Below are 18,537 nucleotides of genomic sequence, written 5' to 3'. Positions count from 1 at the left end.
TACGCGAGATGAGCCGGCCAAACCGGCAATCTCACTGGGCCCACTCGTTGTCAGGCGGTGAGCCGGGCGGTGGCTTGAGTCTTCGAGGCCCGCTTCAATCATCACCAATTCTTCTTGGATCGCTTTGACCGCGTTTTGCGGGTTGATGCCTGACACGCCTTGCAGCTGACCAAGGACTTTACGGCGATGAGCCAGCAAATTTGTCAAGGCGCGTCGGTCGCATACCATCACGTAGCCAGCGACAATAAGTTCCATGGCCTTCGACACCTTCGCTTTCCATCCAGGCGCTTCTATTCTGGCGGACCATCTAAGTAGGCGTGACCAATGCGTAACCGTGCTTCAACGCCGCCTCAAAGACTCGCTTTAGGCTGGGGTCCCCTAAAACTTCATCGGCGGGGCTAAAACCAGTGATCGGTCGCCAATCGAGCCCTTTAGTCGCCTCGGGTAAATTCGAGACGTTGAAGGCGTAAGCTGTTCGGCCGGTCCGCTCGCCGTAGCCGCCTTGCTCAACGAATTTCTGAAGCCGGTTCATTGACCTTTTCTCCTTGGTACTTACGAGGGTATCGAACCGTGATCGGCCGTTGGGTGCAAGGTGGTCAATGCGCTGATTGCATGGTCCATATGCCTCATATCATCCTTTGGTTGTATAGTTGATGAGTAGCAGCAATCATTCGCGATGGAACGAGGCCACGATGGAAAAAGAGACCTTGTCTGCGATCGTCACGGTTGGGGCAGCTTTCGCCGGCGCGACCTGCGCGCAGGTCTTCTGCACAGCGTTATATCGATCACATCAAGTTGGAATACGTATTGGCGGTGTCTTCGCTAAAGCGACTTTTGGGACGAGCAACGTTGGTCGCCGATGCTGATGAGTCCGACTTAAGGGTCGCCACGGGCGCGTACAAGCCCTACAAGGGCGATTTGCTCGGAAGCCTCGACTTTGACTTGAATGTCAATTCGCAATTCATGTTCAACGCGCGCAGATGGTTTGCTGCTTACCATGAAGAAACAGAGCGATTTGATGTTGCGAACCAGCCCGCGTGCAGCTCAACTATCTAGCCCAAACACTGCGGCTCTTTCTTGGAGGCTGACAGAAGTTGTCAATGCAGATCGGCGACGCGCGAAGCCAGGCCTCTTTCGGAAAATAATTTACGTTGATGGTCTAGCTTCGTACGAAGAAGTCGCAGCGGTCTACAGGAAAATTGGTTGCTCCCCGCCGGAAAAGACCATGTTCGAGCTGTGTAGAAACCTTCCAGAGATTTAAACGGGGAGCCATGCTATGCCGACCTGTAGTCGATCGCGGTTATGCTCTCTTGAGTATACCGCACTCGCTAAAACAGTGCAGATACCGCCAAAAATGTCCAGGTTGTTGCGGACTGCGCTCCAAAAAACTTCCAACACAGCGTGACCCTTCCCTCGCTTAAGCTCGCCATCGAAGAACTTATAGTGGCTTACGGCTCGCACCTAACCAAGCTCGGATGAGCCACTGCACAAAAGAACAGCGATGATGAGCCTGCTGACCCATATCTCTCAAATCCCTCTGTCCACGCTTCGAGAAATCCACGATGACGCCGGCCCCATCCATTGTGAACGCCTGACATCCGACCGTTGCATTGGAGATAACGACGGTAGCTTGTTCACCCGGTTCCTTGAGCCGCGGCTCGATGGCGCCGCCGTTTCCAACTTCTTCAGGTCGGCGCCTGTGACCGCGCTTCCTGCCTGCTCAATGAGCGCGAACCAATTCTGTTCGGGCGGGAAGCCGCTCGCATCCCAGTTCAAGGGGGCGTAGGTGACGACTTGGGGATCACAGATTAGGACCGTCGGGCGCTTGATGAAATGGCCGGCGGGCATCACCGCCGCCGGCCATCGCGTTCGCTGCCTTAGGTTGGGGGGCGCCGGGCAGCGTTGACAGCAAGCTTGACGACGTCCGATTAACGACCCGCTAACGAATTCGGGCGGTCGCGGGACCATTTGACGGCTTGAAGTCGGCGGGCTGCGCCCTCGCGCAAACGCAATTGACGATCGGCATCGGGGAGCAAGCCGCATCGCCATGGACACGACTATTTAACGGTGTTTTAAGACCGTTCCCGATAAGCCGGAGCGGTTTGTTCTCGCGGAAAGCTGGGCAGCTTGATAGTCCCGGACCGTCGATTGACCCAGCCCCAAGCGTACCGCCGTTATCTTGTTTGCGGCCGTGCCAGCTCCATCTATTGACCACTTTTCGAACGGCCATCAGGCGGCCGAGTTGTACACCGGGCTCTTAAAGTGCCGGCAAAGCCTCAAACGACGAGGACGGGAGCCGCACCCGCGCGGTGTCGCCGGCCGCTACCGCTCCACCGGCCCGACCCACGCCTAGCACGCCGCATATGAATGGAGGACCCGTTTCCGCCGACGAGAGCACGTGCCGCTTCAGGCCGGCTCGGAAGCGGTCGATCAGGACACAGGCCGTCCGGAGGCCAGTCAATTCGATGATTGCGGTGGGCCCGAACTCGATCAGCGTCCCGAGCGGCATCAGTTCGAGGTCCAGTCCAGCCGTGGTGATGTTCTCGCCGAGGTCTCCCGCTGCGACCGCAAAGCCGGCTTCTCGGAGCTGCGCAAATCGCTCTGATGGGATCAGGTGAACCTGCCGCAGATTGGGAAGTCGGGGCTTGCGACGGGCGAGGTATCGGTGCCGGACAAACGGGCCGGCGTGGGCATCGCCTTCGACGCCGTGGCCTTCCATCAGAACGATCTGATCCCTTAGGGGCTTGCTGAAGTGGTGGGCGCAATCGGCGGCTACAGCGATCACCCTTCCCTCGAGCGAGAGGTCGTGCGCGTGCGACATCAGGAAGCGCGGGCGAGCGAGCGCCGCTTCTGGCGCAGGTAGCGCGTGATTTCCGGCAATGCCATTGCATTCAGGACCCGGTCGGCAGGGACGCCGCCTTGCGGGCCATCTCGACGCCCCAGCCTCGCGTTCAGGCCGCTGCGCTGACCATCGATCGCGGTCATGGTGAAGCTCGCATCCGCCCCGCGAGCGCGCAGCAACTGGCGGCCATGATCGGAGGCTCGGTCAGGTCCTCGCTGTTCCCTGAAACAAATCAGACAGTTCGGCGCAAACGGGCTTCGTCAACGGACGTCGCGGTCAGCGACACAATAGAGGAGCGTTCCAGGACCAGCATCGATCATAAGACTCTCTACACAGGGAAGACGTATACGCGAGGCGGACGTGACGGGTCATCCCGAAGCAGCGACGGGCGGTTGGAAATCATGCTGTCACCCCCTGGCAGCGACCGCGCCGGCACCAACCCCGAGCAGCTTTTCGCGGCCGGCTGGTCGGCCTGCTTTATCGGCGCGATGGGGCTCGCCGCTGGTAGGCGTAAGATTAAGCTCCCTGCAGATACGGCGGTCTATGCAGAGGTCGATCTGGCGAATGCCGATGAAGCCTATTTCCTTCAGGCTCGCCTGAAAGTCAGCCTACCAAGTCTGGAGCAAGAGTTGGCACAGGCGATCGTCCAGGAGGCGCATCAGACCTGTCCGTATTCGAAGGCGACGCGCGGGAACATTAATGTCGAGCTGACTATAAGACGAATTTGAATAAAGCTGCATGCGCGCGTTTAGTCGGACCGTCGTGCGCCGGTCGGCCGCCGATCGCAGCTCGGCACCAGGCCATAACGGCCGTGCAGTCCGCGCCAGAGCCCGCCAAACAGGACACTCAGAAGCTTGCGCATCGAACTTCCCACGTTGGTGTCAGTGCTTGAGTGATTCTGCGGGTCGAAGCGATGAAAGGACAGAGCCAATTCTGAGCAGGCCTGCGTAGTTTTTCAGCAGATCGTTCGTGGGCCTGAACGGCCGGCGCTGAGAAATCCTATGAGATTCAAATACTGGTGCTGTGGCACGGCTCGTGCATTGAAGGGGCCGAGTTGGCCGCTAGGGTTCCGACCTTGCACAGGCAAGGTGCTGGTCCGAGAGCAGCCGCTTGCGGGAGAGACATCCCCGCAGGTGCACGGCGGGACAAAAACCCGGGAGACCTCGTTAGCCAAGGGATTGGCGGAGCGATGGTCTTTTCGCCAATCCCTTTTGTGAATTTTTCAAGAGGGATCGGCAATGAACAAACTCGTTTTCTTCCTTCGCTCTGTTGTCATCGGCTGCGTGGTTGTCCTCGCAGCGGTTTCGGCCGCCGACGCCGCGACGAAGAAAAACTTCAAGGTCGCCTGGTCGATCTATGTCGGGTGGATGCCGTGGGGCTATGCGGCCGACACCGGCATCGTCAAGAAGTGGGCGGACAAATACGGTATCACGATCGAGGTCAAGCAGTTCAACGACTACGTCGAGTCGATCAATCAGTACACCGCCGGCGGCTTCGATGCCGTGACCATCACCAACATGGATGCGCTGTCGATCCCGGCAGCTGGCAGCGTCGACACCACCGCTATCGTGATGGGCGATTTCTCCAATGGCAATGACGCCGTGATCCTGAAGAACAAGGCCGATCTCGCCGCCATCAAGGGGCAGAGCGTCAATTTGGTCGAATTCTCGGTTTCGCATTACCTCTTGGCGCGCGCGCTCGAGAGCAGCAAGCTCAGCGAGAAGGACGTCAAGGTCGTCAACACCTCGGATGCCGACCTGGCGGCCGCCTATAAGACGGCCGATGTCAGCGCGGTCGTGACCTGGAATCCGATCGTGACGGAGATTCTCGGCTCGCCGGACGCCAAAAAGGTTTTCGACTCCTCGCAGATTCCCGGCGAGATCATGGACCTGATGGTCGTGAACACCGAGGTAGCGAAGGACAACCCTGCCTTCGCCAAGGCGCTGGCCGGCATCTGGTACGAGACCATATCGAAGATGACGGGGAACGATCCCGCGGCGAAAGCTGCCAAGGAGGCGATGGCCAAGGCCTCGGGCACCGATCTCGCCGGTTTCGACAGCCAACTCGCCTCCACAAAGCTGTTCGACAAAGCGGCGGATGCCGAAGCTTTTACGCGCAGCAAAACGGTTGGGGCGACGATGGATCGCGTGCGCAAGTTCCTGTTTGAGAAGGATCTCTTAGGCAAGGGCGCGAAATCGGCCGACGCCGTCGGCATCGAACTCGCCGACAAGTCGGTGCTGGGTGACAAGTCGAACGTCAAGCTGCGCTTCGACCCGACCTACATGGACGAAGCCGCCAAGGGCAAGCTCTAGGGCCAGATTCTGACGCATCGCCTCACGCAGGAGCTGCTTTATGCGACTTGTGAACATACGGCCCGGCCGGCAGACGCGATTCTATCTCCTCGCGCTGCCGTTTCTGCTGGTTGCAATCGCGTATTTCGCCGGCTCCAGCGCGAGGCTCGCGCAGAACCCGAACGACAAGCTGCTGCCGGCGCTGCCCAGCATGGTGCAGGCCGTCAAGCAGATGGCGTTCGAGGTCGATCCGCGCTCCGGAAGCTACCTGATGGCCTCCGATACGGTCGCCAGCCTCGAGCGGCTGGGCTCGGCGCTGGCGATCTCGACAGTGGCGGCGCTGATCCTCGGCATCGTGATCGGCCTGCTGCCAGGCGCCAATGCCCTGCTCGGGCCGTTCGTGTCTGTCACCTCGATGGTGCCGCCGTTGGCGCTGCTGCCGATCCTGTTCATCGTGATGGGGCTGGGGGAGAACTCGAGGATCGCGCTGATCGTGATCGGGACGCTGCCCTGCATGATCCGCGACCTCGCCATGAAGGTGCTGGAGTTGCCGCGCGAGCAGATCGTCAAGGCGCAGACCATGGGCGCCTCGACTTGGCAGATCGCGCTGCGCGTCGCGATGCCGCAAACGCTGCCGCGGCTGATCGATGTGCTGCGGCTGCAACTTGGGCCGGCCTGGCTGTTCCTGATCGCAGCCGAGGCGATCGCGTCCGACTCCGGGCTCGGCTATCGGATCTTCCTGGTGCGGCGCTATCTCGCGATCATCATTCCCTACGTCGTCTGGATCACGATGCTGGCGTTCCTAATCGACGTCGGCCTGCGCATCCTGCAACGGAAGGCGTTCCCCTGGTTCGCGTCGGTGAGGGCGGAATGAGCGCGATCCGCTTCGACGACGTCTGGAAGGAATACGGCGATCACATCGTGCTCGAGCGCGTCACGATGGAAGTCGAGCCGCGTGCGTTCATCGCGCTAGTCGGCCCGTCCGGCTGCGGAAAGACCACGCTGCTGCGGATGCTGCTCGGCGAGGAGCAACCGACGCGCGGGAAGATCCTGGTCGACGGCAAAGTGCTGCCGGCGGAGCCCGATGCCGGCCGCGGCGTCGTGTTCCAGCGCTACTCGGTGTTTCCGCATCTGACGGTGCTGCAGAACGTCATGCTCGGCCGCGAACTGCGCGACGCCAAACTGCTCGGCCGCCTGTTCGGCGCGGCGCGGCGTGCCGCTGCGGACGATGCCATGAAGCTGCTCGCCGAGGTCGGGCTCGCCGGCCAGGAGAACAAATATCCGTCCGCCCTGTCGGGGGGCATGCAGCAGCGCCTCGCGCTCGCCCAGGCGATCATGCGCGACCCGAAGATCCTGCTGCTAGACGAGCCGTTCGGCGCACTCGATCCGGGCATCCGCGCCGACATCCATGTCCTGATGAAGCGGCTTTGGAACGAGACCCATCTGACCGTCGTGATGGTCACGCACGATCTCAGCGAGGCGTTCGGGCTGGCGACACGCGTGATCGCGTTGGAGCGGCAGCGCAATCGGCTGGAAGAGCGCGAGCGCTACGGCGCTACCGTGTCGCGCGATCTCGAAATCTTTCCGCGTCGCACCGCCGAGGTGCGGAACATCATCGATCCAGCTCCGGCCGGGACGACCCGGTCAAGCAAGGAGCATCAGCCGGGACGGCCCGGCGCTCTCGTCTTGAAGGAGCACTCATGATCCTCACAGAGGAACAGAAGGCCGAGATCGCGGCGCATACCCGGCAATACAATGAGCTGAAGGCGGCGGGGCAGGAGCATGCCCCGCGTGCGCTGCCGGCACCGACATCCCGCGATGCCGCGCCGATCGATGCTGCGATGGTTATTAATCGGGAGGTCATTCCGCCCGGCTGGTACTGGACGACGCGGCTGAACCGCGGCGAGACGCTGCGCATTGTCAACAGTTCAGGCCTGTCCACTGTCAGCCTGCTGGCGTGGAACAGCGCCGATCCCACCGAGCGGCTCAACCACGCCGACACGATCAAGGTGCAATGGGCGGCACGGCTGCAGAAGGGCCGCGTCCTGCTCTCCGACATGGGGCGGGCGCTGCTCGCCATTACCGAGGACACCAGCGCCGCGCATGACACGCTGGCCGGCGGCTCGACGGCAGCGACCAACCAGGCGAAATACGGCGAAGGCAATTTCCGCAACACACGCGACAATTTCATCCTCGCCGCGGCCAAGCTCGGACTCGACCGCCGCGACGTGCATCCCTGCGTCAGCTTCTTCGCGCCGGTCGCGGTCGATGCCGAAGGAATATTCCTCTGGTCGGAAGAGCGGCGGCGCAAGGGCGACTTCGTCGATCTGCGCGCCGAGATGGATCTCGTGATCGCGCTGTCGACCTGTCCGCATCCGCTCGATCCCGCGGCATCGTATCCGCAAGCGAGCGTCGAGGTCGTGCGCTACCGCGCTGCCGCGCCGTCCGCCGACGATCTCTGCTGCACTGCGACCGCTGAGGCGGTCCGAGCCTTCGACAACAATGCTCTGTATTTCGGCAAGACCAGCGAAGGAGCCGCGCAATGAACACGCAAGCCCGTCGCCCCGGCTCACGCATCGTGCTCGACGCCGAACTTCCCGCGCGCAAATCCTGGTCGGCCATCATCCGCAAGGGGCAGACATTGCGGATCACAGATAGCCACGGCCAGCAGGCGGTCGATACGCTGTTCTATTGCGCCGACGATATCGGCGAGCGCTACAGCGGCCAGGATACGCTGCGCGCGCAGGGCTCGGCCTATGTCGGGCTCGGCACCAGGATCATGTCGAGCGAAGGCCGCGTGATGCTGCGCGTCACCGCCGACAGCTGTGGCCTGCACGACACCTCGGCCGGTGCCTGCTCCTGCGAGAACAACACGGTGCGTTTCGGGCACCAGACGCGCTACCAGCACGCCTGCCGCGAGAATTTCGTGATGGAGGGGGCGAAGCACGGCCTGTCGAAGCGCGACATCGTGCCGAACCTCAACTTCTTCATGAACGTGCCGCTCGATCCCGACGGCAATTTCACCGTGGTTGACGGCGTCTCCAAGCCCGGCGACGCCATCGAGCTGGTCGCCGAGATGGACGTGCTGTGCCTGATCTCGAACTGCCCGCAGATCAACAATCCTTGCAACGGCTTCTTCCCGACGCCGGTGCAGGTCACGGTCTTCGAGCCGGAGGCTTGAAGCATGTTCAGCAAGGTCCTGACTGCCAACCGCGGCGAGATCGCCGGGCGGATCGGCAGAACATTGCGGCGCATGGGCATCGCCTCGGTCGCGGTCTATTCCGACGCGGACCGTTTCTCCCGGCCGGTGCTCGAAGCCGATGAGGCGGTGCGGATCGGCCCGGCGCCGGCCGCCGAGAGCTATCTCAACGTCGATGCGATCATGGAAGCCTGTCTTCGGACAGGCGCCGAGGCGGTGCACCCTGGCTATGGCTTCCTGTCGGAGAACCGCCGCTTTGCGGAGCGGCTGGCGGAGCATGGCATCAAGTTCATCGGCCCGCGGCCCGAGCATCTCGACGCCTTCGGGCTGAAGCACAAGGCCCGCGCCATCGCCGAGAAAAGCGGCGTGCCGTTGCCGCCGGGCTCGGGTCTGCTGGAGACTATCGACGAAGCGATCGCGCAGGCAGCAGCGATCGGCTACCCCGTAATGCTGAAGAGCACCGCGGGCGGCGGCGGCATCGGCATGCAGCTCTGCCACGATGCGGCGACGCTGCGCGAGCGCTTCGAGTCCGTGCAGCGCACGGCGCGCGCCAGCTTCGGCGATGCGCGGGTCTATCTCGAGCGGTTCGTTGCCCGGGCGCGTCACATCGAGGTGCAGATCTTCGGCAACGGCAAGGGCGGCGTGGTAGCGCTCGGCGAGCGCGACTGCTCGCTGCAGCGGCGCAACCAGAAGGTCTTTGAGGAGACGCCGGCGCCGGGGCTGTCAGCCGACATCAGGCGCCGCCTGCACGCCGCCGCGGTGTCGCTCGGCAAGGCGGTGTCTTACGAATCCGCGGGGACGGTGGAGTTCATCTACGATGTCGCACGCGAGGACTTCTACTTCCTCGAGGTCAATACCCGCCTGCAGGTCGAGCATCCCGTCACCGAGCAGGTTTACGGCGTCGATCTCGTCGAATGGATGATCCGGCAGGCGGCAGGCGAGGAGGTGCCGGGCATGACCGGCGCGCTCGCGCCGAAGGGCGCGGCGATCGAGGTGCGGCTGTACGCCGAGAACCCGGCTGCCGCGTTTCGCCCGAGTGCGGGCCGCCTGACTTCGGTTGCGTTCTCGCCGGATGCGCGGATCGACGGCTGGATCGAGACCGGAACCGAGGTGACGCCGTTCTACGATCCGATGCTGGCCAAGATCATCGTCTCGGCCGAGACCCGCGAGGCCGCGATCGCAAAGCTGAGCAGGGCACTCGATGAGACGGTCGTTGCCGGCATCGAGACCAATCTCGGTTATCTCAGCGCCATCGCGGCCTCCGACGTGTTCCGCAGCGGCGAGGTCGCTACCAGCGTGCTCGGTGGCTTCGCCTATTGTCCGCGCACCATCGACGTCGTCGCGCCAGGCGCGCAGAGCGGCATCCAGGAATTGCCGGGCCGGCTGCACCTCTGGCACGTCGGCGTGCCGCCGAGCGGACCGATGGACGAGCGCTCGTTCCGTCTCGCCAACCGCGTTGTGGGAAATCCGGAGACGACCACCGCGCTGGAGCTGACCGTCAATGGGCCGACGCTGCGTTTCAACACCGACGCGACTGTGGCGCTCTCCGGCGCGAGGATGAAGGCGTCGCTCGATGGTACTGAATTCGCGTATCACGAACCGGTCACGGTGCGCGCGGGGCAGACGCTCGCGATCGGCAGCATTCAGGGCGCAGGCCAGCGCGCATACCTCGCCGTGCGCGGCGGCTTCGATGTGCCCGAGATGCTTGGCTCGCGCGCCGTGTTCGCGCTCGGTGCCTTCGGCGGTCACGCGACGGGATTGCTCAAGGCCGGCGATGTGCTGCATATCGGCGCCGAGCCGCCCGATCTCGCGGCGCGGCGCGCGCCGGAAAGCGAGCGGCCCGAGCTGACATCGGCGTGGGAGATCGGCGTGATCTACGGCCCGCACGGCGCGCCGGATTTCTTCACCGATGAGGATATCGACACGCTGTTCGCAGCGAGCTATGAGGTGCATTTCAACAGCGCACGCACCGGCGTGCGGCTGGTCGGCCCGAAACCGCGCTGGGCCCGCCCCGATGGCGGCGAGGCCGGGCTGCATCCGTCGAACATCCACGACAACGCCTATGCGGTCGGCTCGATCGATTTCACTGGCGACATGCCGATCATCCTCGGCCCGGACGGACCGAGCCTCGGCGGCTTCGTCTGCCCGGCCGTTGTGGCGCGCGACGAGCTCTGGAAGGTCGGGCAGCTGAAGCCTGGCGACACCGTGCGCTTCGTCCCAGCGAGGCGCGACGATCCGGTTGCCGGTCCTACGATCCTGAAGGCAACCGAACTCGGCGCGGCCATCGTGGGCCGCAACGATGACGGCCCGATCCCGGTCGTCTATCGCCGCGCCGGCGACGACAATCTCCTGGTCGAATATGGGCCGATGGAGCTCGACATCGCGTTGCGGCTGCGCGTGCATGTGCTGGCGCAGGCGCTGGAAGAGGCGAAGCTTGCGGGCCTGATCGATCTCACGCCCGGCATCCGCTCGCTGCAGATCCACTACGATGGCACCGCGCTGTCGCGGCAGAAGCTGCTCGACGGGCTTGCCCAGATCGAACGCGACTTGCCGCCGGTCGATGCGATGCGGGTGCCGAGCCGCACCGTGCATCTGCCGCTGTCGTGGCGCGATCCGCAGGCCGAGCTTGCGATGCAGAAGTATCAGGAACTGGTGCGGCCGGATGCGCCGTGGTGTCCGTCGAATGTCGAGTTCATCCGGCGCATCAACGGGCTCGCCGGCGAAGACGATGTCCGCCGCATCGTGTTCGACGCTGAATATCTCGTGCTCGGCCTCGGCGACGTCTATCTCGGCGCACCGGTGGCGACGCCGCTCGACCCGCGCCATCGGCTGGTGACGACCAAGTACAATCCGGCGCGCACTTGGACGCCGGAGAATGCGGTCGGCATCGGCGGCGCCTATATGTGCATCTACGGCATGGAAGGGCCGGGCGGCTACCAGCTTTTCGGCCGCACCATTCAAATGTGGAACAGCTGGCGCACGACCAGCGTGTTCAAGCCAGGTCATCCCTGGCTGCTGCGCTTCTTCGACAAGATCCGGTTCTTCCCGGTCGATGCCGATGAGCTCACGGAGGCCCGCGCCGCATTCCCATACGGGCTGTACGACATCCCGATCGAGGAGGACACATTCTCCTTCGCCAATTACGCGGAAGGATTGGCCGAAGCACAGCCGTCGATCGCCGCCTTCAAGGCGACGCAGCAGGCAGCGTTCGATGCCGAGCGTCAGCGCTGGCGCGAGATGAAGCTCGACGATGCGCCCGCGGAGACGACCGATGCGTCGGCCGTGGTCACCGGCATTCCCGATGGCCATGTCGGCGCCTTCTCGGAAGTGCCCGGCAGCATCTGGAAGATCCTGGTCGAGGACGGCGCCGAGGTTGCTGCAGGCGATGTGATCGCCATCATCGAATCCATGAAGATGGAGATCAACGTGCACGCCCCCGTCGCGGGCCGCGTGTCGTCGGTGCCAGCCCGGCCAGGCCAGACCCTGCGCGCGGGCGATCTGGTTGCGTTGATCGAACCAGCCTAGTCCGCACAGCACTATGCCCTACACCTCAAACCATTCCTCGCGAGGGGCGGCGTTGGCCTTCATGTGGTCAAGAGCACCTTTGAACACGACGTTGCCGTGACCCATGATGTAAGGCGGTCGGAGATCTTCATCTTAATCGACAGCCGCTGCTCTACCAGCAGGGTGGCGACCCCACCTTGGCATCGCGTTACGAGGTTGCCACCCTGCGCACGATCAGCGGTGCCAGACCTTTGCTTGGCTCGTCGACCATCGTCATCCCGGAACCCCAATACGGGAACAAGCTGCATGCTGGTCAAAAGGTTACGCGAACGCCCCCTTCCTCCGCGCGGTCTGGTTCAATCGCGAGTTCAAGATCGAGGCGTCAAGCTGATTAGGGGGCGTGGAGTGTCGGTGGCGCAGGTCGGGCGAGACCAGTGTTCTGCGCAAATGGGCGAAAGAGCTCGGCGCCGATCCGGTTACAGGCCTTTCCCGGCCAGGGGCAGATGAAGCCGGAGCAGGAAATCGAGCGGCTCCGCGGTGAGGTCACCAAGTTGAAGGCCGCTCATGCAACAGAAAAGGTCGCCGACGCGATCAATTGCGTCGCACAGGATTGAATTCAGTCGGCGTGTCGCCCTAAACACCTTGCTCTGTTAAACCTACGGCGTGCTGGTGTGCAGAAGGGATGTGCTCTTTTGAACTTGATGCCCGCTCGCGGGCGGCGCCGCTATCACTGTGTTAACATGCGCCGGCTTTGGGGCTGGCACGGCTGTAACGTGCTCTGCCCAGCGTTCGAGAGCTTCGCGCATTTCGGCTGCGTACCGTGCTCGGTTATATACGCCTGCAACGCCGGCGCGGTGGCCGCTGACGTGGTTTAGGATGGCTTCCACGATGTGCGGCAAAACGCCAAGCCGGTCGGCCATCACCGTGGATGCCGATCTCCGTAGGTCGTGAATCGTCCAATGGGCCAGGGGCTCGCCTAGGGCCTCCGCGATGCGTGCATCAAGCGCCACTTTCGACTTTGACCAGCCGGAGAACCCACGATGCAGGTCACCGCCGCGTCGGGGTCCCTCACCAAAGAGAAAGTCTCGGCCTTCTCGGCGCGAAGGTAGCAGGGCCAAGGCGGCGGGAGCCAACGGGACTAAGTGTTCGCGATGATTCTTGGTCCGGGCACCCGGCAGCGTCCACTGCCCCGAATTCTTATCAAGTTCGGTCCATTGCATACTGCCTACCTCATCGCGGCGTTGGGCTGTGAGCAGCAACAAACGTACGATGCGTCCGTAATCGTCATCACCGCAAGCCCGCCAGATGGCTGACAACTCTGTCTCGGTGAGGACCCGTTCGCGGCTTCCCGGCTGCGCGGGTCGATTAGTGCCGAGAACCGGGTTCGCGGGAATGTCGAGGCCTTCCCGTATTGCCCAGTTGAACATTGAGGACAGGGCTGTACGGGCGCGGGCTGCCGAGACGGTGCCATGACCCGAAGCGATGTCAGCAATACGAGCCGAGATATGGCGTCGGTTGATCTGGAAGACCGAGACCGGATGCAGGGGTTTCCAACTGACTAATAAGTAGCGTTCAATTTCAGAAAACGTCCGGGGCTTTAGCCTTTTTTCGGCGTTCTGGAGATACTGATCCGCGATCACCCGGAGGGTGTCGGCCGCCTGCAGGCGCGCCTTGGCTTTCTCGTCTGCCGGATCCTTGCCGTCGGCAACCAGGCCCAACAGCCGCTTGGCCTCTCTGCGCGCAAGTTCGGGTGTCCAGGGGGCGCCATGAGGACCGATGGTGACGAAGCGCTGCCGGCCGAACACGCGGTACTTGAGGACGTAGGTCGCTTGGTCACGTTGACGCCGAACGCCAAAGCCCCGCACCGCTTCGCGGTGGTCTGCGTCCCAGATAGTCTCGCCCGGCTTGAGCGCTTGTACTGCGCGAATCGTTATACTCGAGACCGCCATCGATCGCCTCTGTAGCTACCACGTAGCTACCACCATAGTGCCAATTGCAGCGCACGTAAGGCGACGGAGGGCGGTCTTATTATTTGATAATGCTCGATTTTTCGTAAGAAGGGCGGGGGGAGCGTACTATCGGCGGAGGCTTCGTTTTGTCTGTGGAACAGGAGGTCGGTGGTTCGAGCCCACCCAACTGTACCAGCGAGGGCAGGGATTTTGGCTGTAAAGCAGCAATCCCCGATCACCAGGCTTGGTTCGGTCGCAGCCCCAGCCGGAGGATGTGAGTGCCGCTCCAGCTCATCGTCGTCGCTTGCGGCTCGGGACTGTGTGCGCGACACGGCACCCAGGTTGCCGGGAGCCGCCGCTGCTTTCGTTCGAGGCTATGCTAGATTGCTGTGCGCGCCGGTCCTTGGACCCATTATTTACTGGCGGTCTATCTCCGAACGGCGAACGCGCGGTGAGCACGTTGGTGCAGTTTCAATCGGCTTTACGTTTCTATACGCCGCGTTAGCCGACTTCCATTTCGACCGGCATCCAGCCTGAACGCGGGGACAACACGCAAAGCTGAACGCGCGGCGAGAACTCCGCAAACTTCGGCCGTTTGATCACTGAGTCATTGTTTGCGAGTTGCCCTGGTCGCGATGTCGACGGAGAGTGGCTCGTGCGAACAACGACGGCAACTCGCCGAGAGCTTTGTTCATCCGATCAACCCAGCGATGCTCGATACACAGCACTTGCGATCAACACTGGCATCATGAAGGCGAGCCAACTTAGAAACAGACCCGCAACAAGAGTCCATAGCCGATCAGACTCCGGCGACGCCTCTTCCGTCAAGTACCGACGGCGCTTCTGGGCTACTCCGAGAGCACCGCTCGCTTGGCTGCCCATTGCCGGTACGCTGGTGCGTGCTTGCCATCGAGCGCCAGGAATAGCCATGAAATCGTCCGTCGTGAAACGATCCATCATGGTCGGCGACCACAAGACCAGCGTCAGCCTGGAAGAGGCATTCTGGACGGCCACGAAAGAGATTTCCGGCGAGCGCAACATGTCGCTTTCGGATCTGGTTAGTGAGATCGACCACAACCGGCAGCAGGCCAATCTGTCTTCTGCGATTCGACTCTACGTCCTCGCCTACTTCAAGAACTACGCGGCTGGTGTGATCACACAGAAGGACCATGGGACATCGGTAGTCCGCAAAGTCAGCCCCGACTGATGCGGCTGTGGTCAAACTACCAAGGAAACGTGAGGTCGCGGAGCGACCGCAGAAGCTTGGCAATCAGGCCGGGCTCTCGTGCCGGATATTCCGCGATCTTCCGATCTCCCTTCCAGAGCTCGACTGCGCATTCTCCTGCTAGTGACTGGGCGCGTTCTTTTGCCCTCTCTTCATTTGGGCATACGAGGTTCACACGCCGCACAATCCGACCCGTCGATGGTCCGCGCAGGTAGATCGAATATTCTTCGTTCGAAGGCTTGTTGCCGTCGCTCAGCTTACACCAACCTTACGGCCGATTTTGAGCGGCCCTGTCAGGTATAAGCGACCGGGAAAATTATGCAATGCCGGCTGCCCACAAACGAGCAGGCCTGCGTGCACTGCCTTGAGACGCCGGCCGCGCGACACCGGAGCCGCCCCGGCGGGGCGGCCCGATGCGCGTGACCTTGGTTGGGGGCTAGTGCAAAGGCCTCGTGAGGAAGTTGGCCTGTTGCTGAGATGATGCTGACGATGCCACCCCTGCCTGCGCGAAATGCGAGTCGCTACCGAAATCGCCCGCCATCATCTGATTGAGGAGGGCGTATGCCTTCGCGCCGGCGCCCGCGGCGGTATCGGTCGTCGTCGTGGCGGGAGTGGATGGGACGCTCGATGCTCCGGTGTCGCTGAGCGTTGTCGCCGCCCGTGCGAAGTCGGGATGATTGTTGAACGACTGAGCAGCGTTGAGGTGCGATTGCGCCCAAGACCTGCCATCCCCTGAGGTCGTTGTCGTGGACGTGCCCGAACTCGTCACCGACGTCGTCGTCGATGTGCTCGAGCTCGTGGTGGTCGCCGGAGGATCCTTCACCGTGATGGTCTGGGCCGCGCTCGTGATCGGGGGTGGTCGCCGGAGGATCCTTCACCGTGATGGTCTGGGCCGCGCTCGTGATCGGGGTGCCGGTCGAGTCGGTCGCGGTGACCGTCAGCGTCGCGGTCGGATGACCGTGACCTCCGTAGGACGAACTCAGCGATAGACCGCTGTTGACCTGGGCCGCAGTCAGCGTGATCGAACTTCCACTGAAGGTCTTGCCGTCGAGTTTGTCCGTGATGGTTTCGTATGTCGGCAATCCGGAGATTTTAACCGTCACGTCATCGCCCACATGCGGCACGCTCACGCCGAGTCCCAGCGAGACGCTGCCGCCCGGGCTGACCGACAGTGTGTTATCGGCGACAGTGAGGGTCGGCGCAACCGGGGTCGTCGGCTTCGCCGGCGTCGTCGTGTGCGTTCCGCCCGTGCTACCCGAGGACGTGCTGCCGGAGGAAGTGTTGCCGGTCGGATCGGTCACGGTGGTGTTGCCCGACGAGTGGGTGCCGCTTGAAGAGGTCCCGGTGTTGCCGCCCGTGCCGGACGAGGAGGTGTCGGACGAGGAGGAATTACCGGTCGTGCTACCCGAGGACGTGCTGCCGGAGGAAGTGTTGCCAGCCGGAGTGGTCACGGTGGTACCGCCCGACGTCGTGCCAGACGAGGAATCGCCGGTCGTGCCACCCGAGGTGCTGCCCGATGACGACGTGCCGCCCACGCCCTGCCAGCCGCTTGCGGCCGAGCCGGTGACGAGCGTCATGTTGCGATAATCGACAGCCGCCGATTCGGATGCTGGCGACCGGTAGATCCCATATTCCCAATAGGTCGGATCGCCAAAACCCAAGGGACCCTTATAGTTCACGACCTCCTGGCCATTGACCGACACCTTCAGATAGCCCGCGCTGGTGTTGGAGAAATTGGCCTGGACGTTGATGTCGTAATACTGTCCCGGCACGATAGTGGGACCGTCCCAGGTAAGGTGCTTCAGATCAGAGGATCCGTTGCTGGGATTGCCGCCGGGCAGGGCATACAGCGCATCAAACTCCATCTTATCGCCGACCATGTTGACGTAAAATGGAGGCGAGGTGGACACGCCGCTCGCGCTGTCATCGTTGTGCATTTGGCCCAGGATGAAATACGACGACGTCGTATTGACGAACGTGTTGTTGGGGCCGTTGGGCTCGGATGAAATACGACGACGTCGTATTGACGAACGTGTTGTTGGGGCCGTTGGGCTCGAGCTTGACCTGATAGTCGATGGCGATCGGGGTGCCGGCCGCAATACGCGCTTCGCCTTCGATTTCGGAACGATCAGGATAAGAGCCGTCGTACCAGGCGCGATCGCCCGAGTGGACTTCGAAGCGCAGCGTGTCTGAGTCAGGATTGCTCAGGCTATAGCTGTTGCCAGCCGTCTGGACTTCGTAGCCGTCGCCACCGATATCAAAGCGATTTTTTGGTGCAGAAGAAAACGACGTAATCGTGCCGTTAGTCGCCATTCCAGGCCTCCTTACGAGTTACATTGCAAGAGTTCGGGAATTCCACTGCCGTGCGCGCGATGGCACACGACATACCGCATGCTCGCAGTGCTGAGCACCGCGAACACCTTTACGTGCCGCGCCCCGTGATGACGGGAGACACAGCACATGCTCGCAGCGCTAAGGGCCGCGAACACATTTCAAGGCAGTGGGAAATTTCGAGGTACCCCCCCAACTGCTCGGCCAGTGGGTTAATTAGGAAGTGTGGCGAAAAAAATTTCAAAATGTGATTAATACCTAGGTATGTCGGCCCAATACGTGCCCATATCGGGTCAGTTCAAGGCGCCCGCGCGATTTCGCCATCAGATTTGCGTTGGCGTCGCGACCGATCGAAGGGAAGAACGCACGTAGGTACTATTTGACGCGCGCGATGCGAGGGCACTTCACGTTTAGGCCGGAGCCGTGAATCCTCACAATCCAAACTGCGCGATCGGTCACCAAAGCATCGTCTCATAATCGTCCCGCCGCTCACTTGCGGAAAATGTCGTCTGCGAGAGGCGCCTAGGCGCGCCCATTGGTGGTGGTCGCGTTGGAGACAAACAAAACAAGAAGCCTCGCGGCTTCATCGCTCATGAGACGCCCGAGTCACTGCGGCTAAGAGCCAGTTTTGTAGCGGCAAGAGAGCTCGTCTCGAATCCCCGATGGCAGCTCAACCTGGTCTGGTCGAGGTGCGTTTCACTTCAGGTGCGCAAACACCATTACGAACTTCCGTTCGCGCTTTGACGTCACATCGGCGCTCCATTGCGGCATTGCGCGCGAGCTTCGTGCACCTGGTAGCTTCATCCGAGACAGACTCGCCGATAGCTGCTTTTCGATAGTAGTCCGCTCCCGCCACGCCGACTGCGATCGCTTCATCGAAGATGGAGGGAGGTAAAGCGCATGGGGCGTGATTGTCTTCCTGGTGTTTGAAGTGACTCCGATGAACACTCGATCATGACGTTGGGACATGGATACTGTGCCGGGCAGAGCGCCTTTGCTGGCGTGGCGAAATAGCGCAACGACATCGCGGGACATTACCGCTATCGTCGGTTTTCCAGAAGCCTCAGGCGATCCGTCTCTATCGCGTCGCGAACGGAGTCGGTTCGGCAGTCTTCGTAGTCACAATTGGGTAGCCACTATGCCCCCGAGTGCACTTTCGATTCAGGTACGTCAGTTCTCAAGCTCTTGCTACATTT

At 62.1% G+C, this 18,537-nt stretch carries 14 protein-coding genes, 1 pseudogene and 1 riboswitch; of the genes and pseudogenes, 9 read left to right on the top strand and 6 right to left on the bottom strand.

Annotated features, from left to right (window positions below):
* Window positions 1-307 precede the first annotated feature (307 nt).
* The 3 genes from FOM02_RS13795 to FOM02_RS13785 form a co-directional block, all read right to left on the bottom strand.
* Entirely contained in the window at window positions 308-532 is a 225-nt protein-coding gene (locus FOM02_RS13795) for a hypothetical protein (RefSeq protein WP_028146525.1), read from the bottom strand.
* 1,725 nt (window positions 533-2,257) lie between these two features.
* On the bottom strand, window positions 2,258-2,821 hold the full coding sequence (locus FOM02_RS13790; protein ID WP_027564645.1) for an MOSC domain-containing protein: 564 nt from the start codon (window positions 2,819-2,821) through the stop codon (window positions 2,258-2,260).
* Entirely contained in the window at window positions 2,821-2,985 is a 165-nt protein-coding gene (locus FOM02_RS13785) for a hypothetical protein (protein WP_167336475.1), read from the bottom strand. The genes FOM02_RS13790 and FOM02_RS13785 overlap by 1 nt, the downstream gene beginning before the upstream one ends.
* Before the next feature lie 144 nt (window positions 2,986-3,129).
* On the opposite strand from FOM02_RS13785, the gene FOM02_RS13780 reads away from it, so the two are divergent.
* The 8 genes and pseudogenes from FOM02_RS13780 to FOM02_RS13745 all read left to right on the top strand — a co-directional run.
* Window positions 3,130-3,570 carry an organic hydroperoxide resistance protein gene (locus tag FOM02_RS13780; protein WP_027564644.1) on the top strand — a complete coding sequence of 147 codons (441 nt, stop codon included), beginning with the start codon at window positions 3,130-3,132 and terminating at the stop codon, window positions 3,568-3,570.
* A gap of 322 nt (window positions 3,571-3,892) precedes the next feature.
* A riboswitch (guanidine-I (ykkC/yxkD leader) is annotated at window positions 3,893-4,004 on the top strand.
* Window positions 4,005-4,080: 76 nt separating this feature from the next.
* Entirely contained in the window at window positions 4,081-5,154 is a 1,074-nt protein-coding gene (locus FOM02_RS13775) for a putative urea ABC transporter substrate-binding protein (protein ID WP_027564643.1), read from the top strand.
* Between the two features lie 40 nt (window positions 5,155-5,194).
* Window positions 5,195-6,007, top strand: coding sequence for an ABC transporter permease (locus FOM02_RS13770; protein WP_027564642.1), 813 nt, complete (start codon window positions 5,195-5,197; stop codon window positions 6,005-6,007).
* Complete coding sequence (locus FOM02_RS13765) at window positions 6,004-6,837, top strand: ATP-binding cassette domain-containing protein (RefSeq protein ID WP_027564641.1); 834 nt, start codon at window positions 6,004-6,006, stop codon at window positions 6,835-6,837. Before FOM02_RS13770 ends, FOM02_RS13765 begins: the two co-directional genes overlap by 4 nt.
* Window positions 6,834-7,679, top strand: a complete 846-nt coding sequence (locus FOM02_RS13760; protein ID WP_027564640.1) for an urea amidolyase associated protein UAAP1 — start codon at window positions 6,834-6,836, stop codon at window positions 7,677-7,679. Before FOM02_RS13765 ends, FOM02_RS13760 begins: the two co-directional genes overlap by 4 nt.
* The gene (locus FOM02_RS13755; RefSeq protein ID WP_027564639.1) at window positions 7,676-8,314 is read left to right on the top strand and encodes an urea amidolyase associated protein UAAP2; all 639 of its coding nucleotides are present in this window, start codon (window positions 7,676-7,678) and stop codon (window positions 8,312-8,314) included. The genes FOM02_RS13760 and FOM02_RS13755 overlap by 4 nt, the downstream gene beginning before the upstream one ends.
* 3 nt (window positions 8,315-8,317) lie before the next feature.
* Window positions 8,318-11,857: an urea carboxylase gene (gene uca / locus FOM02_RS13750; RefSeq protein ID WP_265441835.1), complete on the top strand. Its 3,540-nt coding sequence runs from the start codon at window positions 8,318-8,320 to the stop codon at window positions 11,855-11,857.
* Between the two features lie 352 nt (window positions 11,858-12,209).
* Window positions 12,210-12,396, top strand: a pseudogene (locus FOM02_RS13745) (IS3 family transposase); the annotation flags it as partial.
* A 96-nt stretch (window positions 12,397-12,492) separates the two neighbouring features.
* On the opposite strand, the gene FOM02_RS13740 reads toward FOM02_RS13745, so the two are convergent.
* On the bottom strand, window positions 12,493-13,785 hold the full coding sequence (locus tag FOM02_RS13740; RefSeq protein ID WP_084335040.1) for a tyrosine-type recombinase/integrase: 1,293 nt from the start codon (window positions 13,783-13,785) through the stop codon (window positions 12,493-12,495).
* Between the two features lie 928 nt (window positions 13,786-14,713).
* Between FOM02_RS13740 and FOM02_RS13735 the strand changes: the two genes are divergently transcribed.
* Entirely contained in the window at window positions 14,714-14,992 is a 279-nt protein-coding gene (locus FOM02_RS13735) for a ribbon-helix-helix domain-containing protein (protein WP_051378361.1), read from the top strand.
* Window positions 14,993-15,531: 539 nt separating this feature from the next.
* Here FOM02_RS13735 and FOM02_RS13730 read toward each other — a convergent pair.
* Window positions 15,532-16,947: a heparin lyase I family protein gene (locus FOM02_RS13730; RefSeq protein ID WP_265441834.1), complete on the bottom strand. Its 1,416-nt coding sequence runs from the start codon at window positions 16,945-16,947 to the stop codon at window positions 15,532-15,534.
* Window positions 16,934-17,323: a hypothetical protein gene (locus tag FOM02_RS13725; protein ID WP_265441833.1), complete on the bottom strand. Its 390-nt coding sequence runs from the start codon at window positions 17,321-17,323 to the stop codon at window positions 16,934-16,936. Before FOM02_RS13725 ends, FOM02_RS13730 begins: the two co-directional genes overlap by 14 nt.
* Window positions 17,324-18,537: the final 1,214 nt, after the last annotated feature.

It is taken from the genome of Bradyrhizobium sp. SEMIA (assembly GCF_014844175.1).
GTDB classification, from domain to species: domain Bacteria; phylum Pseudomonadota; class Alphaproteobacteria; order Rhizobiales; family Xanthobacteraceae; genus Bradyrhizobium; species Bradyrhizobium arachidis.
The sequence above is the reverse complement of the archived record's forward strand: the minus strand, read 5'-3'. Positions and strand labels throughout refer to the sequence as shown.

Excerpts from the sequence above, each read along its gene's own strand:
- FOM02_RS13795 (WP_028146525.1), bottom strand. The coding sequence starts at position 532 with ATGAACCGGCTTCAGAAATTCGTTGAGCAAGGCGGCTACGGCGAGCGG.
- FOM02_RS13790 (WP_027564645.1), bottom strand. The coding sequence starts at position 2,821 with ATGTCGCACGCGCACGACCTCTCGCTCGAGGGAAGGGTGATCGCTGTA.
- FOM02_RS13785 (WP_167336475.1), bottom strand. The coding sequence starts at position 2,985 with ATGACCGCGATCGATGGTCAGCGCAGCGGCCTGAACGCGAGGCTGGGG.
- FOM02_RS13775 (WP_027564643.1), top strand. The coding sequence starts at position 4,081 with ATGAACAAACTCGTTTTCTTCCTTCGCTCTGTTGTCATCGGCTGCGTG.
- FOM02_RS13770 (WP_027564642.1), top strand. The coding sequence starts at position 5,195 with ATGCGACTTGTGAACATACGGCCCGGCCGGCAGACGCGATTCTATCTC.
- FOM02_RS13765 (WP_027564641.1), top strand. The coding sequence starts at position 6,004 with ATGAGCGCGATCCGCTTCGACGACGTCTGGAAGGAATACGGCGATCAC.
- FOM02_RS13760 (WP_027564640.1), top strand. The coding sequence starts at position 6,834 with ATGATCCTCACAGAGGAACAGAAGGCCGAGATCGCGGCGCATACCCGG.
- FOM02_RS13755 (WP_027564639.1), top strand. The coding sequence starts at position 7,676 with ATGAACACGCAAGCCCGTCGCCCCGGCTCACGCATCGTGCTCGACGCC.
- uca (WP_265441835.1), top strand. The coding sequence starts at position 8,318 with ATGTTCAGCAAGGTCCTGACTGCCAACCGCGGCGAGATCGCCGGGCGG.
- FOM02_RS13740 (WP_084335040.1), bottom strand. The coding sequence starts at position 13,785 with ATGGCGGTCTCGAGTATAACGATTCGCGCAGTACAAGCGCTCAAGCCG.
- FOM02_RS13735 (WP_051378361.1), top strand. The coding sequence starts at position 14,714 with ATGAAATCGTCCGTCGTGAAACGATCCATCATGGTCGGCGACCACAAG.
- FOM02_RS13730 (WP_265441834.1), bottom strand. The coding sequence starts at position 16,947 with ATGCACAACGATGACAGCGCGAGCGGCGTGTCCACCTCGCCTCCATTT.
- FOM02_RS13725 (WP_265441833.1), bottom strand. The coding sequence starts at position 17,323 with ATGGCGACTAACGGCACGATTACGTCGTTTTCTTCTGCACCAAAAAAT.